This is a genomic window from Microbacterium sp. Soil_N32, assembly GCF_057655505.1.
The window spans coordinates 709,014-723,685 of sequence record NZ_JBDGME010000019.1; the positions used below are offsets into that span (position 1 = coordinate 709,014).

Consider the following 14,672-nt stretch of genomic DNA (forward strand, 5'->3'; position numbering starts at 1 on the left):
TGACGGGCGGCACCGGGCTCTCGACGGCGGAACCGATTACTCGGCGGCGGCCTCCTCCGACGCCGGAGCGTCGGACGCGGGCGCCTCGTCGATGACCGGCTCGAGCGAGAGCTTGCCGCGGTCGTCGATCTTCGTGATCTTCACGAGGATCTTCTGGCCGACGGACAGCACGTCCTCGACGTTCTCGACGCGCTTGCCACCGGCGAGCTTGCGCACCTCGGTGACGTGCAGCAGACCGTCCTTGCCCGGGAGCAGCGAGATGAAGGCACCGAAGGTGGCGATCTTCACGACGGTTCCGAGGAACTGCTCGCCGACCTCGGGGTTGGTCGGGTTGGCGATCGCGTTGACCTGGGCACGGGCGGCCTCGGCCGACGGGCCGTCGGTCGCGCCGATGTAGACGGTGCCGTCCTCCTCGATGGAGATCTGCGCGCCGGTCTCGTCCTGGATCGCGTTGATCGTCTTGCCCTTCGGGCCGATCAGCTCGCCGATCTTGTCGACGGGGATCTGCACGCTGATGACGCGCGGCGCGGTGGGCGCCATCTCGTCCGGAGCGTCGATCGCCGCGTTCAGCACGTTGAGGATCGTCAGACGCGCGTCGCGCGCCTGGGTCAGCGCACCGGCGAGCACCGACGACGGGATGCCGTCGAGCTTCGTGTCGAGCTGGATCGCCGTGACGAACTCGCTGGTACCGGCGACCTTGAAGTCCATGTCGCCGAGAGCGTCCTCGGCGCCGAGGATGTCGGTCAGTGCGGCGTAGCGCGTCTCACCGTCGACCTCGTCCGAGACGAGGCCCATCGCGATGCCGGCGACGGGAGCGCGCAGCGGCACACCCGCGTTCAGCAGCGACAGGGTCGACGCGCAGACCGAGCCCATCGACGTCGAACCGTTCGAGCTGAGCGCCTCCGAGACCTGGCGGATCGCGTAGGGGAACTCCTCGCGGCTCGGCAGCACCGGCACGAGGGCGCGCTCGGCCAGGAAGCCGTGCCCGATCTCGCGACGCTTCGGCGAACCCACGCGGCCGGTCTCACCGGTCGAGTAGGGCGGGAAGTTGTAGTGGTGCATGTAGCGCTTGCTCGTCGTGGGCGACAGCGAGTCGATCTGCTGCTCCATCTTGAGCATGTTCAGCGTGGTGACGCCCATGATCTGGGTCTCACCGCGCTGGAAGATGGCCGAACCGTGCACGCGCGGGATGACCTGCACCTCGGCGTCGAGCGGACGGATGTCGGCCAGACCACGGCCGTCCATGCGGACGCTCTCGGTGAGGATGCGTCCGCGGACGATCTTCTTCGTGACCGACTTGTAGGCCGCGGCGAACTCCAGCGGCGCGCCGGCGGGGAGCTCGCCCGCCTCGACGGCGGCGACGAGGTCGGCCTTGACGCGATCCTTCACGACGTCGTCGGCGTTCTGACGCTCCTGCTTGTCGGCGATCTGGTAGACGTTCACCAGCTCGTCGTACGAGCGCCCGGCGACGAAGTCGTAGACCTCGCTGCTGTACGCGGGGAAGACCGGGTACACGCCCGGCTCCTTCGACGACGTCGCGGCGAGCTCGGCCTGAGCCTTCACGAGCTGCGCGATGAACGGCTTCGCGGCCTCGAGGCCCTGGGCGACGACGGTCTCGTCGGGCTTGGTCGCACCGGCCTTGATGAGGTTCCAGCTGCCCTCGGTCGCTTCGGCCTCGACCATCATGATCGCGACGTCCTCGGTGCCGTCGGCCTTGGTGACCACGCGGCCGGCGACGATGAGGTCGAACACGGCCTCCGAGACCTGCTCGGCGGTCGGGAACGCGACCCACTGGTCGGCGTGCTCGCCGTGGCCGGGGATGAACGCGAGACGCACACCCGCGACCGGGCCCGAGAAGGGCAGGCCGGAGATCTGGGTCGACGCCGACGCGGCGTTGATCGCCAGGGCGTCGTAGAACTCGCCCGGAGCGATCGAGAGGACGGTGATGACGATCTGGACCTCGTTGCGCAGGCCGTCGACGAACGACGGACGCAGGGGGCGGTCGATCAGACGGCAGACGAGGATGGCCTCGGTGGAGGGGCGGCCCTCACGACGGAAGAACGAGCCCGGGATCTTGCCCGCAGCGTAGGAGCGCTCCTCGACGTCGACCGTCAGCGGGAAGAAGTCGAAGCCCTCGCGCGGGTGCTTGCCCGCGCTGGTGGCCGAGAGGAGCATGGTCTCGCCGTCGAGGTAGGCGGCGACAGCGCCCTGAGCCTGCTGCGCGAGGCGGCCGGTCTCGAAGCGGATGGTACGGGTGCCGAAGCGGCCGTTGTCGAGAACGGCCTCGGTGGCGGTGATTTCAGGACCTTCCAAGAGGTCTCTCCTTCTTTGTTTAGACTCGCGAGTCCGTGTGACGGGCGAGCGTGTTCATGAAGGAGCGGAACGGCAGGATAAGGGCGCGCGAGCACTCTCGCGAATGTCGCCTGCGCTGGCCACCAGTAGAAAGCCACCCGACATGCCATGCCGAGGAACCCACCACAGGGGACCAGCTCCTCCGCCGATCGCTCCATGAGTCGATGTGAAGTTGTCGACCGCGCCGGAGCACAGCCCCCACGACTCTATCAGCGCGGCCCGGGGATGCGTCGGACCATCTGGATCGGAGATCGGCGTCGGTTCGAACCGTCGACCGCCGGTCACCCGCCGTTCATCCGCCGGATGCCCGGGCGGCCCGCGCATCCGCTGAAGTGTGCCCATGCGCATGTCAGTGATCGGATGCGGGTACCTCGGTGCCGTGCACGCCGCCGCGATGGCTTCCATCGGGCACGAGGTCGTCGGGATCGATGTCGACGAGCCGAAGGTGACGCGACTGTCGCGCGGCGAGGCGCCGTTCTTCGAACCGGGCCTCGACGACCTGCTCCGCGGCGGCATCGCCGACGGGCGGCTCTCGTTCTCGACCGATATGGCGGATGCCGCCGACGCAGAGGTCCACTTCCTGGCGGTGGGCACGCCGCAGTCCTCCGACGGCGACGCGGCGGATCTTCGATTCGTGCGGGCGGCCGTGGAGGCGCTGCTCCCCCATCTGCGCCCGGGCGACGTGGTCGCCGGGAAGTCCACCGTCCCCGTCGGCACAGCCGAGGAGATCTCCGTCCGCATCGTCTCCACGGGGGCGACCCTGGTCTGGAACCCGGAGTTCCTGCGCGAGGGCTGGGCCGTGCACGACACCCTCACTCCCGATCGCATCGTCGTTGGTGCACCGGACAGCGATGCCGGGCGCCGGGCGGCGGAGGTGTTGCGATCCGCCTATCGGACTGCAGCCGAGACCGACACGCCGTTCCTGGTGACCGACCTCGCGACGGCGGAGCTCGTGAAGGGCGCGGCCAACGCGTTCCTGGCGACGAAGATCTCCTTCATCAATGCCATGGCCGAGATCGCAGATGCCGCGGGAGCAGACGTGACCCTGCTGGCCGAAGCACTCGGACACGACAGCCGCATCGGTCGGCGCTACCTCGGCTCGGGCATCGGATTCGGAGGAGGATGCCTGCCGAAGGACATCCGCGCCTTCGCCGCGCGCGCGGAAGCCCTCGGGCGCGGGGAGTCCGTCGGATTCCTCCGGGAGGTCGACGCCATCAACCTGCGTCGACGCGACCGCGCGGTGCAGCTCGTCGTCGACGCCCTGGACGGCCGCGTGTTCGGCCGACGGGTCGCCGTTCTCGGGGCCGCCTTCAAACCGTTCAGCGACGACATCCGCGACTCCCCCGCTCTCGATGTGGCCGTGCGACTGCGCGGTCTGGGCGCCGACGTCGTGGTCACCGATCCCGCCGCGATCGACAACGCTGAGGCCGCCCACCCGCAGCTCACCTACGCGCGGGAGACCGACGATGCCCTCCGCGAGGCCGACGCGGTAGTCGTCGTAACCGAATGGGACGAGTACCGCCGCGGCCTGACGCCGACGCACGCGGGTTCTCTCGTGCGCCAGCGCATCGTCGTCGACGGACGCAACTGCCTCGACGCGCCGGCCTGGCGTGCAGCCGGGTGGACCTATCGGGGCATGGGACGGCGCTGACCTCCGCCGTGGCCCGGCACTCCGCTGCGCCGGGCCGGGCGCCTCACGAGACCAGGACACTCCTCTGGGCATCCGACCGCCCGACGTAGACGTAATCGTGGTGCTTGGCCGACCGGCCGTCGCCGGCGGTGCGGCCGTGCAGACGCCGCCACACCCAGGGCAGGGCGTGCCGTGACCACCACTGTCCGGTGCTGATCGACGACGACTCGTGCAGAGCCGCGTCGAGCGCGCCGAGCGCATCGGCGTGCGGAACCCCCAGCACGTCACCGACGCGGTAGGCGAGGAACCGGTGCCCGCTACTGCTCAGGTGCACAAGATCCTCGCCCCAGTGCTCGCGCTCGCGCAGGACCGGGTGCAGATCGGTGTCGATCAGCACAGCGCCCGTGCGCGCCGCGACCCCGGCGAGCGCCGACGCGAACGCCGCGAAGCGCGCCGTGTAGATGCCTGCGGCGCGGCGTCCAGGGAGGAACGGGGTGACCAGTACGACCGTCGCGCCGATCGCACGGAGCCGACGGACGGCGTCCTCGACGCCGGAGGCCAGGGCCGGGATGTCGACACGGTGCTTCACGAGGTCGTTGGCGCCGATGAGGATCGACACCAGATCGGGCTGGAGCTCGAGCGCGCGCTGCAGCTGGCCACCGCAGAGATCGGCAACGCGCTTCGACCGGACCGCGAGGTTCGCGTACTGGAGGCCGCCCCGACCGGCCAGGAGCAGGGCGAGCCGGTCGGCCCATCCCCGCAGCGAACCGTCCGGCGCGGGATCGCACAGACCCTCGGTCAGCGAATCGCCGAGAGCCACATAGCGACGCCACCGCTGCGGCATGACCGGTGCGGGGCTCTCGGGGCGCATCGAACGACGGGCACGCAGGGCCCGGTCGGCCTCGTGCAGTCGGTGCGCGTCGTCGTAGTGCGTCAGCAGCTGATCGCACACGCTCTCCCACGACCGCGCCTGCACGGCAGCGTGCCCCGCTGCCCCGAAAGCGCGGCGCGTGGGCTCGTCATCGACGAGGCTGACGATCCGGGCGCGCAGGTCTCGCAGGTCTCCGGGGCGGTACAGCCATCCGTCGAGACCGCTGCGGACGAGGTCGACAGGGCCCCCGCGGCCCGTGGCGACGACCGGGACGCCGCTCGCGTGCGCCTCCTGCAGCGTCTGACCGAAAGTCTCGCTCTCGCCGGGGTGCACGAAGACGTCGAACGAGGCGACCGCTGCGGCGAGCGCCTCGCCGCCGAGATGGCCGAGGAACAGGGCGGACGGCAGCAGTGACTCGAGGCGCGCACGACTCGGACCGTCGCCGATGATCACGAGGCGGATGCCGGGAAGGTCGTGCAGCGCGGCGAGGTCCTCCACCTGCTTCTCGGGCGCGAGCCGCCCGACGTATCCGACCACGACGCCCGGTCCCCACTGAGCGCGCAGCGCGTCGTCCCTCCGCCGGGGGGAGAACCGTTCGGCGTCGACGCCCCGCCCCCATCGGCGGAGCCGGTCGACGCCGAGCCGCTCGAGCTGCTGCGACGACTCGGACGAGGGAACGAGCGTGAGGGTGGAGCGTCGGTGCAATCGCGCGATGTGGGCCTGGGCGAGACCGGTCGTGGCGGGAACACGGTAGCGCTCGGCGTACGCGGCGACGTCGGTCTGATATGCGGCGACGGCTGCCACGCCGCGGCGTTCCGCGGCGAGCACACCACGCCAGCCGAGGGCGAACGGGGAGGCGAGGTGCACCACGTCCGGTTCGAAGCGCTGGAGAGCGAGCGCGACACGGGATGCCGGGGAGGTGCCGACGCGCACATTGCGGTACCCGGGGAGGGGCAGGCTCGGCACGGATTCGATGCGAGCACCGTGGAGGGTATCCGGCATGCCGTCGGCCGCGGGCGCGAGGACGTGCGCCTCGTGGCCGCGGCGTTCGAGATGACGGAGGATCTGGAGCACCGATCCGGTCACGCCGTTCATGTGCGGGAGGAAGGACTCTGTCACGATCGCGACTCTCACCTGCCCAGGATGACGCCGACCGCGCGGCCGCGCATGCGGATCCGGCCCGTCTCACCGGATGTTCACCGGATGCACGAGCGCCGGTCACCGGCTATCCCGATTTCAGTCGCCGTTCACCGCCCGCAGGCACGGTGGAGGTGTGCCGGCCGACCTGCTCTCCTCCGCCCTGACCGGGCCCTGGGCGCTGCCCCTGATGTGCGCCCTCGTGATCGGTGACGCATTCCTCGTGGTGATCCCCGGCGAGGTGGCCGTCACGGCACTTGGCGCCGCCTCGACATCCGCGGGCGCTCCGCCTCTCTGGGCGGTGATCGTGTGCGCGGGGGCGTCCGCCGCCGTCGGTGACGTCGCCTGCTACCTGCTCGGCCGGCTCGCGGGGACCGACCGGTGGCGCTGGATGCGCACCGCCCGGGTGCGGGGAGCGCTCGCCGCAGCGCGACGCCGGCTCGACGGAGGCCTCGCGACCGTGCTGTTCACGGCGCGCTTCATACCGTTCGCGCGCCTCGCGGTGAATCTGGTCGCCGGGGCATCCCGTGTCTCTCCCCCGCGCTACCTCGCGCTGGTGTCGCTCGCGGCTCTCGGCTGGGCGACGTATCAGGCCTCGGTCGGCGCGGCCGTCGCCGCTCTGCTCCCGGGGGGCCCGGTGGTGGCCGTGCCGGTGTCGATCGTCGTCGCGGTGGGGCTCGGGCTGCTGATCGACGCGGCGGTGCGCCGGGTGCGAGGGCGACACCCCCACGGCGGGACGCCGGTGTCCTAGGCTGGCGGACATGAGCACCGGAGAAGGCGCCTCCTCCCCCTCGGAGGAGATGAAGCGCAAGTTCAAGGAAGCGCTCGAGAAGAAGAACGCGCACCACCGGGAGGGCCAGGCCCACCTCGACGGCGAGTCCGCCGTCCACGGCGGCGCGGCTCCGCAGACGCGGCGCGAGTTCCGACGCAAGAGCGGGTGACCGTCGATGCGGGGGCCGGTCGATGCCGGCCCCCGCATCCTGTTCCTCGTCGTCAGCGTCCGCGGGAGTGGACCGCGGGTCCGCCGGTCACTCCCCGGCGAGACCCCCGAGCAGGTGGCCGAACGAGCGCCCTTCGCCCAGGTACGTCGCGGGGTCGAACGGATCGCTGGACACGGCGGCGTCCCGGCGGGCGACGGCCTCGGCGAGCTCCCGCGCACCCTTCTCGATCCGCTTGGCCAGCGGGGCGACCTGGTCACCCGCTCCGCCCCAGTCGCTCGATGCCGCGAAGACACCGGTCGAGACGGCGTCGGCGTGCAGGTACGCGAAGAGCGGACGGATCGCGTAGTCGATCGCGAGCGAGTGCCGGGCCGTACCGGCGTTGGCGCCGATCAGGACCGGTGTGCCGGTCAGGGCGTCCGGGTCGAGCACGTCGATGAACGACTTGAACAGGCCGGAGTAGCTGGTGGAGAAGATCGGCGTGACCGCGATCAGGGCGTCGGCCGAGACGACGGTGTTGACGGCGGCCTCGAGGGCGGGCGGGGCGAACCCCGTGAGCAGGTTGTTGGTGATGTCGTGCGCGTGGTCGCGCAGCTCGATCACGTCGACCGTGGCCTCGATGTCGCGCTCGCGGAGCGCCTTCACCGTCTCGGCGGCGAGGCGATCCGCCAGCATGCGGGTCGAGGAGGGATTCGACAAGCCCGCCGACACGACGGCGATGCGACGCGCGGTCATCTCAGGCTCCCTTCCGGCTGAGGCCGAAGGCGGCGCCGGCCGGTGCGGGCGTGTCCTGGTAGGGGCTGTCGCCGGTGAGGTTGTCCCCGCGGTTCGCCCCGGGACGCGCCTGGCGGGTCGGCCCGTCGCCGAAGACCGCCTTCACGCGGGCCGCGTGGGTGGGGGCATCCGGCACCGACGCCGGGCGGTCCTTCGCGAGCTCGGCACGGAGCACCGGCACGACCTCCGAGCCGAGGATGTCGAGCTGCTCGAGAACCGTCTTGAGGGGCAGACCGGCGTGGTCGATGAGGAACAGCTGGCGCTGATAGTCGCCGAAGTGCTCACGCATGCCCGCGTAGCGGTCGATCACCTGCTGCGGCGAGCCGACCGTGAGCGGCGTCATCTCGGTGAAGTCCTCCATGCTCGGACCGTGACCGTAGACGGGGGCGTTGTCGAAGTACGGGCGGAACTGATTCACCGCATCCTGCGACTTCGCGGCCATGAACACCTGTCCGCCGAGCCCGACGATCGCCTGCTCGGGCGTGCCGTGTCCGTAGTGCGCGTAGCGCTGACGGTAGAGCTCGATGAGGCGCTGGTAGTGCTCCTTCGGCCAGAAGATGTTGTTCGCGAAGAAGCCGTCGCCGTAGTACGCGGCCTGCTCGGCGATCTCCGGCGTGCGGATGGAGCCGTGCCAGACGAACGGTGCGACACCGTCGAGGGGACGCGGGGTGGAGGTGAAGCCCTGCAGCGGCGTACGGAACTTGCCTTCCCAGTCGACGACGTCCTCGCGCCACAGCTTGTGCAGCAGCGCGTAGTTCTCGATCGCGAGGGGCAGCCCCTGACGGATGTCCTGGCCGAACCACGGGTACACCGGGCCGGTGTTGCCGCGGCCGAGCATGAGATCCATCCGCCCGTCCGACACGTGCTGCAGCATCGCGTACTCCTCGGCGATGCGCACGGGGTCGTTCGTGGTGATCAGCGTGGTCGAGGTCGAGACGATGAGGCGCTCGGTCTGCGCGGCGAGCGCGGCGAGGAACGTCGTGGGGCTGGACGACCAGAACGGCGGGTTGTGGTGCTCGCCGATGGCGAAGACGTCGAGGCCCACCTCCTCCGCGTGCTTCGCGATGGCGAGGGTGGCCTTGATGCGCTCCTGCTCGCTCGGGGTCTCGCCCGTCGTGGGGTCGCGCGTGATGTCGCTCACCGACATGATGCCGAACTGCATCGCGGGTGCCCCTGACTGCTCGCTCATGATTGCTCCAACTCTCTCGATCCGGACCTGGGGTCCGGTTCTATTCACTTGAATGTATATGAGTCAACGCGGTCACCTTTAGTTTATTCCCGCCGGTAATCTGAGCGGATGAGCACCACCGGGACCGCCGACCCCTCAGGCCCCGCGACGACATCCCCGTCGCGCCCGCGCCGCCGCGTGCCGTTCTGGGACAACGCCCGCTACGCGTGCATCGTGCTCGTGGTCCTCGGCCATGCGATCCAGCGCCTCATCTACGACTCCGACATCGCGTTCGCGTTCTACCTCGCGGTGTACGCGTTCCACATGCCGGCCTTCGCCATCATCTCGGGGTACTTCTCGAAGTCGGGCTCGCCCACGAAGACGCAGATGGCCCGCGTCCTGACCGACATCGTCCTGCCGTACGTGATTTTCGAGACGCTCTGGACCGTGACGAAGTGGCTCGTCGAAGGACAGGTCAACCCGAACCCCTCGCAGCCGTCGTGGACCCTGTGGTTCCTTCTGGCGCTCGGGATCTTCCGCCTCGTGCTCCCCTACCTGGCCCTGCTGCGATGGCCCCTGTTCTGGACCATCGTGATCTCGGTCGGTTCCGGCTACCTCCCCAACATCGACAGCACCTTCTCGCTCTCGCGGACCCTCGGACTGCTGCCGTTCTTCGCGCTGGGGTGGTGGCTGCGCGACCGCGACATCGTCGAGCGGCTGCGTCTCATCGACGCGCGCCCGTGGTGGTCGCGCCTCGCCGCTGTCGCCGTGCTGGCCACGGCTGGATGGGCGGCATGGCACTGGCTGCCGCTCTGGGAGCAGGTCGACCTGCGCCGCTGGCTGTTCTATGAGGACTCCTACGCCGACCTCGCCGGCGAGCAGTGGTGGGCAGGAGGCATCCGCATCGCGCTGATGCTGCTGGCGGTGCTGCTGTGCGCCGCGTTCTTCGCACTCGTTCCACGAGGTTCGTATCGGTGGACCGTCTTCGGGCAGTACACCATGTACGTGTACCTGCTCCACTCGTTCGTGCTGTACCCGTTCCGCGAGTCCGGCGCGCTGCGCGGCCTCGAACCCACCTGGCTCTGGCTCCCGCTCGTCACCGGCCTCTCGGTGGTGCTCGCCCTCGCCCTCGCGACGGCGCCCGTGCGACGCGTGTTCCGGCCCCTCGTCGAACCGCGTCCTCGCTGGCTGTTCCGCGATCCCGACCTGGCCTCCGGCCGGGGCAGGAGCGATCCGACCGGGTCGCGGCGAGCGCGATAGCGTGGAGCGGTGACCCGAGCCGAGGCCCTCCGCGACCGCATCGTCGCCCGCATCGAGACCGCCGGATTCGGCGCCCTCGGGCTGCACGTCCTGGCGGATGCCGACGAGGCGCAGCACCGGTGGGCGCCCGACGCCCGCATCGACGTGCAGTCGGTCGCGAAGGGCGTGTGCGTGATTGCTGCAGGGATCGCCGCCGACGAGGGGCTCGTCGACATCGACGCACCGGTCGCGGAACTGCTCCCCTCGTGGCAGACCGGTGCGGGGACCGACCGGGTCACCCTGCGACACCTGCTCAGCATGTCGAGCGGCATCGACCTGCCGTGGTCCGAGACGATGATGACGGACTGGCCCGACCTCGCGGCCGAGTTCCTGAGCCGCCCCACGACCGGACGTCGGTTCCAGTACTCGAACGCCAGCACGTACACCGCCATGACGGCGCTGGCGGAGCGCACCGGCGATCCGGTGTCATATCTGCGCCCTCGTCTCTTCGAGCCGCTCGGGATCCCCGACGTGCAGTGGGAGCGGTGCCCGAACGGCCGCATCGTCGCGGGAGGCGGGCTGATGCTGCGCACCGCCGAGATGGCGGCGATCGGACGCCTCATCCGGGACCGCGGTGCATGGGAGGGCCGTCGCGTCGTCTCGTCGGAGTGGATCGACGCGATGCACTCCGACTGGGTGCCTGCCGGCACCTCGCCCGCGTACGACCGCTACGCGCTCGGGGGGTGGGCGGGCCCCGGAGCCGCCTGGCGGCTGCACGGGGCCCACGGTCAACTCCTGCTTTTCGTGGACGACGTCGTAGTGACGATCACGGCTCACGACCATTTCGGTGCGGATGCGCTGGCCGCAACCGTCGTCGGGATGATCTCGGACTGAGCCGCCCGCGTCTCGGACCGATCAGGCGAAGAGCTCGGCCCCGACGTACGAGCCGGGGGTGGCACCGCCGGGGATCGCCCAGATGCCGGAACCCACGTGACGGATGTACTCGTTCAGGGCGTCGGTCGACAGTCGCTTCTGCAGCTCGATGAACTGCGCGGGAGACCGCTGGTACGAGAGGAAGAACAAGCCGGCGTCGAGGCGTCCCAGATCGTTGTTGCCGTCCACGTAGTTGAACCCGCGTCGCAGGATGCGGGTTCCGCCGTTCGCGTCCGGATGCGCAAGACGCACGTGCGCGTTCACGGCGATCGCGTCACCGTCGAGGTCCGGGGGCGAGAACTCGTCACCGCCCGAGAGCGGGGCCCCCTTCCCCTTGTCGCGCCCGATGATCGCATCCTGCTCGGAGAGGCGCACACGATCCCACGTCTCGATCAGCATCGCGATCTTGCGCGCGACGAGATACGAACCGCCCGCCATCCATGCCGGCTCGTCGTCGGAGGCCACCCACACGTGCGCGTCGAGAGCGGCGGTGTCGTCGGCGAGGATGTTCGCGGTCCCGTCCTTGAACCCGAACAGATTGCGCGGAGTCGCCTGCGCGGAGGTCGTCCGCGACGTCTTGCCGTAGCCGAGCTGCGACCACCGCAGCCGGGCCCGCCCGAACGCGATGCGACTGAGGTTGCGCACCGCGTGCACGGCGACCTGAGGATCGTCGGCGCACACCTGGATGCAGAGGTCGCCGTGGGACCGCTGCGGATCGAGGTCCTCGCCGAGGAACGGCGGCAGACGCTCCAGCACCGCGGGGCGACGGTCCGCGATGCCGTAGCGGTCGCCGTCCTCGTTCTCGAACAGCCCCGGGCCGAACCCGAAGGTGACCGTGAGCCCCGACGCCGGTAGTCCCTGCGCCTCGCCGGTGTCGTCCGGTGGCGCGTCCGCCGGCCCGCCGACGGCGCCCGTCGCGCTGACCTCGAGTCCCTGCGTCATGCGCGCGGCCGCGTAGCTCCAGTCCTGCAGCAGAGAGATGAGGTCGTCGCGATCCGTGCGGGGCATCATGTCGAAAGCCGCGAAGTGCAGGTGCTCCTGCACAGGTGTCGTGATCCCCGCCTGGTGCGCCCCGAAGAACCCGTATGCATGCTGCGCCTCGTCCACGGCCTGCGCTCGGCCCTGTGCCGCGCCGCCCGCCCAGCCCGCGCCCGCGCCGATCGCGAGTCCGGTGACGCCTCCGCCGATGGCGAGGCCGAACAGACCGCGTCTGCTGAGCCCCGCGGGAGCGGATGCTGTGCGGCGCGCCTCGCCCTCGGCATCCGATCCCGCGTGCTCCATGCTCGTGCCCTCGTCGTTCACCGGTCGGTCATTCGAGCACGGTGCCGGTGAGCTGCGAGAGCGGCTCGGCGAGCGCGTTGATCAGGTCGGTGAACTCGCGCTTGTCGGCGTCGGTGAGCTCGGCGTAGGGGACGAAGCCCTCGGCGAGCGACCCGTGCTCGGCCAGCGAGGCCTCGAGAGCGGCGTAGCCCTCCTCGATCTCCGAGACGAGCGCGTCACCCTCATCGCCCTGCGCGGCCGCGAAGTCCTGGACGAGGGAGAAGGCCATCTTCGACCCCTCGACATTGGCGGCGAAGTCCGAGAGGTCGGTCCCCGACCACCAGTCCTCCTCGCCCGAGATCTTGCCGGTCGCGACCTCGTCGAGCAGAGCGATCGCCCCGTTCGAGATGCCGCCGATGCCCTGGTCGTCGAGCGAGTCGGTGAAGGCATCCGAGTGCACGTAGTCGTACAGCTCCTGGACGTCGGCCAGCAGGAGGTCGCCGAAGTCCGCGCGCTGCTCGGGCGTCGACGGGGCCCAGTCCTGCCACGCCGGCGTCTCGCCGTCGGCGTTCAGCGCGTCCTGCGCCGGCACCCAGAGGTCCTTCTCGATGCGGTGGAACCCGGTCCAGTCGAGCCCCTCGGCCACGGCGTCCACCTCGCGGTAGTCGATGCGGGGGTCGAGGTCGCCGAGCGCCTCGGCGACGGGTTCGATGCGCTCGTAGAAGGCGCGCGTGGTCGCGAACAGCGCACGAGCGGTCTCGTCGTCGCCCGCCTGGTAGGCGGCGACGAAGTCCTCGACCGCGGGGACGAGCTGGCCGACCTGGTCCTTGACGAACGCGGCGTACAGATCGACGGCCTGCTGCTTCTGCTCGGCATCCGGACCGTCGACGCTCACCCGGTCGCCGCTCACCGTGAAGCCCGCCTTGCCCACTCCGTCGCCGATCATCCCCGGTTTGCAGAGGGTGAAGTAGTCACCCGGCTGCGCGACGACGGTGAGCGTGCGCGAAGCCGACGGCGCGATGTTCTCGACCTCGCCGACGATACGGAGACCGTCGTCCGCGAGCAGGTAGAACTCCGACACCTGACTGCTGCTGTTGGTCACCTCGAACGTGAGCGTCCCGCTCTCCGCGGTCGTGCCGGATACCTCGCAGGAGGAATCCGTCGAGGTCACCTCGAACGCCGCGCCCGCCGCCGCATCGCTCTTCGCGACGCATCCGCTGAGGACGAGGGCCGCGGCGCCGGTGGCGGCGAGCGCGGCGAAGGCTCGCTGGGAGGTGGTCATAGTGCTCCTTGTTCTGTGGACAGGCTGGCGCGACCGTCGGGGGCCGCGACGGGGGCCGCGGCGGCGACGGGCGCGGAGGACGAGCGCGTCTGGGGGGCGCGCGCGGCGGAGAGACCGCGGACGAAGAGGATGCCGACGACCACGAGGTACACGCTCCACGCGATCACCTGCAGCCAGGTCATGCGCGGCATGAACCCGATCGTCGCTTGAAGGATCGCGGCGACCGCACTGTCGGGCGGGATCACCGCGGTCAGGTCGAAGGCCCAGCCGAAGGGGAACGCCGCGCCCCCCACCGCGACCGCACCGGAGGTCGGATCGACCGGAGCGGACGCGGTGAACGGGCCGGGCAGGGCACCGGCCTCCTGCAGGTCCATGACGGCATAGGCGAGGACGCCGGCCGCCACGACGACGAGGAAGCCTCCGGTCCACGCGAAGAACCGACGCAGGTCGAGCCGCACGGCGCCGCGGGCGATGAGGGTGCCGGCGACGACAGCGGCGGCCAGCCCGAGGAGCGCGCCGAGCAGCGCCGCCGGCGCGTCGCCGAAGGACTGCACCATCGACCACAGCAGGAGCGTCGTCTCGATGCCCTCCCTGGCCACGGAGACGAACCCGATCGCGACGAGCGCCCAGAGCCCTCCGTGGGTGAGGGCGCGGTCGATGCCGCCCTCGAGCGTGGCCTTCATCGTGCGTCCGGCGCGCTGCATCCAGAAGATCATCCAGGTGACCATGCCCACCGCCAGGAGCGAGAGGAGCCCGCCGATCATCTCCTGCGCGACGAAGGTGAGCTCGTAGGCGCCGAACGTGAGCACGGCTCCGATGGCGAGTGCCAGAGCGACGGCGAGGCCGACACCGGCCCAGAGGCGCGGGAGGACGTCGCGCCGGCCCAGGCGCCCCAGGTAGGCGACGAGGATGCCGACGACGAGGGCGGCCTCGAGGCCCTCGCGGAGACCGATGAGGAAGGTGGCGAGCACGGGTGAAGACCTTACGACGTTCGGAGTGAGGTAAGGCATCCCTTACCGACGGAAGACTCTAGCATCGAAGTAATGCTCCGCAACACACGGCATCACCCCGTGCAGCCGGACGTACGC

Annotated in this window: 12 protein-coding genes; 5 read left to right on the top strand and 7 right to left on the bottom strand. The window is 70.4% G+C overall.

What is annotated here, in order from left to right; all coding sequences use genetic code 11:
• Positions 1-36 precede the first annotated feature (36 nt).
• The gene (locus AC3A3J_RS11655) at positions 37-2,313 is read right to left on the bottom strand and encodes a polyribonucleotide nucleotidyltransferase (RefSeq protein ID WP_487672428.1); all 2,277 of its coding nucleotides are present in this window, start codon (positions 2,311-2,313) and stop codon (positions 37-39) included.
• Positions 2,314-2,692: 379 nt separating this feature from the next.
• Between AC3A3J_RS11655 and AC3A3J_RS11660 the strand changes: the two genes are divergently transcribed.
• The gene (locus tag AC3A3J_RS11660; protein WP_487672429.1) at positions 2,693-4,003 is read left to right on the top strand and encodes a UDP-glucose dehydrogenase family protein; all 1,311 of its coding nucleotides are present in this window, start codon (positions 2,693-2,695) and stop codon (positions 4,001-4,003) included.
• A 43-nt stretch (positions 4,004-4,046) separates the two neighbouring features.
• Here the strand turns inward: AC3A3J_RS11660 and AC3A3J_RS11665 are convergent, their stop codons facing one another.
• Positions 4,047-5,972: a GDSL-type esterase/lipase family protein gene (locus AC3A3J_RS11665; protein ID WP_487672430.1), complete on the bottom strand. Its 1,926-nt coding sequence runs from the start codon at positions 5,970-5,972 to the stop codon at positions 4,047-4,049.
• A gap of 154 nt (positions 5,973-6,126) precedes the next feature.
• Here AC3A3J_RS11665 and AC3A3J_RS11670 point away from each other — a divergent pair, with 154 nt between their 5' ends.
• Complete coding sequence (locus tag AC3A3J_RS11670) at positions 6,127-6,741, top strand: DedA family protein (RefSeq protein WP_487672431.1); 615 nt, start codon at positions 6,127-6,129, stop codon at positions 6,739-6,741.
• A 10-nt stretch (positions 6,742-6,751) separates the two neighbouring features.
• On the top strand, positions 6,752-6,931 hold the full coding sequence (locus tag AC3A3J_RS11675) for a DUF5302 domain-containing protein (RefSeq protein WP_487672432.1): 180 nt from the start codon (positions 6,752-6,754) through the stop codon (positions 6,929-6,931).
• Between the two features lie 87 nt (positions 6,932-7,018).
• Here AC3A3J_RS11675 and AC3A3J_RS11680 read toward each other — a convergent pair whose 3' ends face one another.
• Positions 7,019-7,663 (bottom strand): FMN reductase, encoded by a 645-nt coding sequence (locus AC3A3J_RS11680; protein WP_487672433.1) that lies wholly within the window; start codon positions 7,661-7,663, stop codon positions 7,019-7,021.
• Between the two features lies 1 nt (position 7,664).
• Positions 7,665-8,891 (bottom strand): LLM class flavin-dependent oxidoreductase, encoded by a 1,227-nt coding sequence (locus AC3A3J_RS11685; RefSeq protein ID WP_487672434.1) that lies wholly within the window; start codon positions 8,889-8,891, stop codon positions 7,665-7,667.
• A 108-nt stretch (positions 8,892-8,999) separates the two neighbouring features.
• Here AC3A3J_RS11685 and AC3A3J_RS11690 point away from each other — a divergent pair, with 108 nt between their 5' ends.
• Both AC3A3J_RS11690 and AC3A3J_RS11695 read left to right on the top strand, forming a co-directional pair.
• The gene (locus AC3A3J_RS11690) at positions 9,000-10,130 is read left to right on the top strand and encodes an acyltransferase family protein (protein WP_487672435.1); all 1,131 of its coding nucleotides are present in this window, start codon (positions 9,000-9,002) and stop codon (positions 10,128-10,130) included.
• 9 nt (positions 10,131-10,139) lie between these two features.
• Positions 10,140-11,003: a serine hydrolase domain-containing protein gene (locus AC3A3J_RS11695; RefSeq protein ID WP_487672436.1), complete on the top strand. Its 864-nt coding sequence runs from the start codon at positions 10,140-10,142 to the stop codon at positions 11,001-11,003.
• Positions 11,004-11,024: 21 nt separating this feature from the next.
• On the opposite strand, the gene efeB is transcribed toward AC3A3J_RS11695, so the two are convergent.
• The 3 genes from efeB to efeU are packed head-to-tail and all read right to left on the bottom strand — an operon-like array spanning position 11,025 to position 14,555.
• Positions 11,025-12,323 (bottom strand): iron uptake transporter deferrochelatase/peroxidase subunit, encoded by a 1,299-nt coding sequence (gene efeB / locus AC3A3J_RS11700; protein ID WP_487673102.1) that lies wholly within the window; start codon positions 12,321-12,323, stop codon positions 11,025-11,027.
• Between the two features lie 28 nt (positions 12,324-12,351).
• Positions 12,352-13,584: an iron uptake system protein EfeO gene (efeO, locus tag AC3A3J_RS11705; protein ID WP_487672437.1), complete on the bottom strand. Its 1,233-nt coding sequence runs from the start codon at positions 13,582-13,584 to the stop codon at positions 12,352-12,354.
• Positions 13,581-14,555 (bottom strand): iron uptake transporter permease EfeU, encoded by a 975-nt coding sequence (gene efeU, locus AC3A3J_RS11710; RefSeq protein ID WP_487673103.1) that lies wholly within the window; start codon positions 14,553-14,555, stop codon positions 13,581-13,583. The genes efeO and efeU overlap by 4 nt, the downstream gene beginning before the upstream one ends.
• Positions 14,556-14,672 lie beyond the last annotated feature (117 nt).

Excerpts from the sequence above, each read along its gene's own strand:
- AC3A3J_RS11660 (WP_487672429.1), top strand. The coding sequence starts at position 2,693 with ATGCGCATGTCAGTGATCGGATGCGGGTACCTCGGTGCCGTGCACGCC.
- AC3A3J_RS11675 (WP_487672432.1), top strand. The coding sequence starts at position 6,752 with ATGAGCACCGGAGAAGGCGCCTCCTCCCCCTCGGAGGAGATGAAGCGC.
- AC3A3J_RS11680 (WP_487672433.1), bottom strand. The coding sequence starts at position 7,663 with ATGACCGCGCGTCGCATCGCCGTCGTGTCGGCGGGCTTGTCGAATCCC.
- AC3A3J_RS11685 (WP_487672434.1), bottom strand. The coding sequence starts at position 8,891 with ATGAGCGAGCAGTCAGGGGCACCCGCGATGCAGTTCGGCATCATGTCG.
- AC3A3J_RS11690 (WP_487672435.1), top strand. The coding sequence starts at position 9,000 with ATGAGCACCACCGGGACCGCCGACCCCTCAGGCCCCGCGACGACATCC.
- efeB (WP_487673102.1), bottom strand. The coding sequence starts at position 12,323 with ATGGAGCACGCGGGATCGGATGCCGAGGGCGAGGCGCGCCGCACAGCA.
- efeO (WP_487672437.1), bottom strand. The coding sequence starts at position 13,584 with ATGACCACCTCCCAGCGAGCCTTCGCCGCGCTCGCCGCCACCGGCGCC.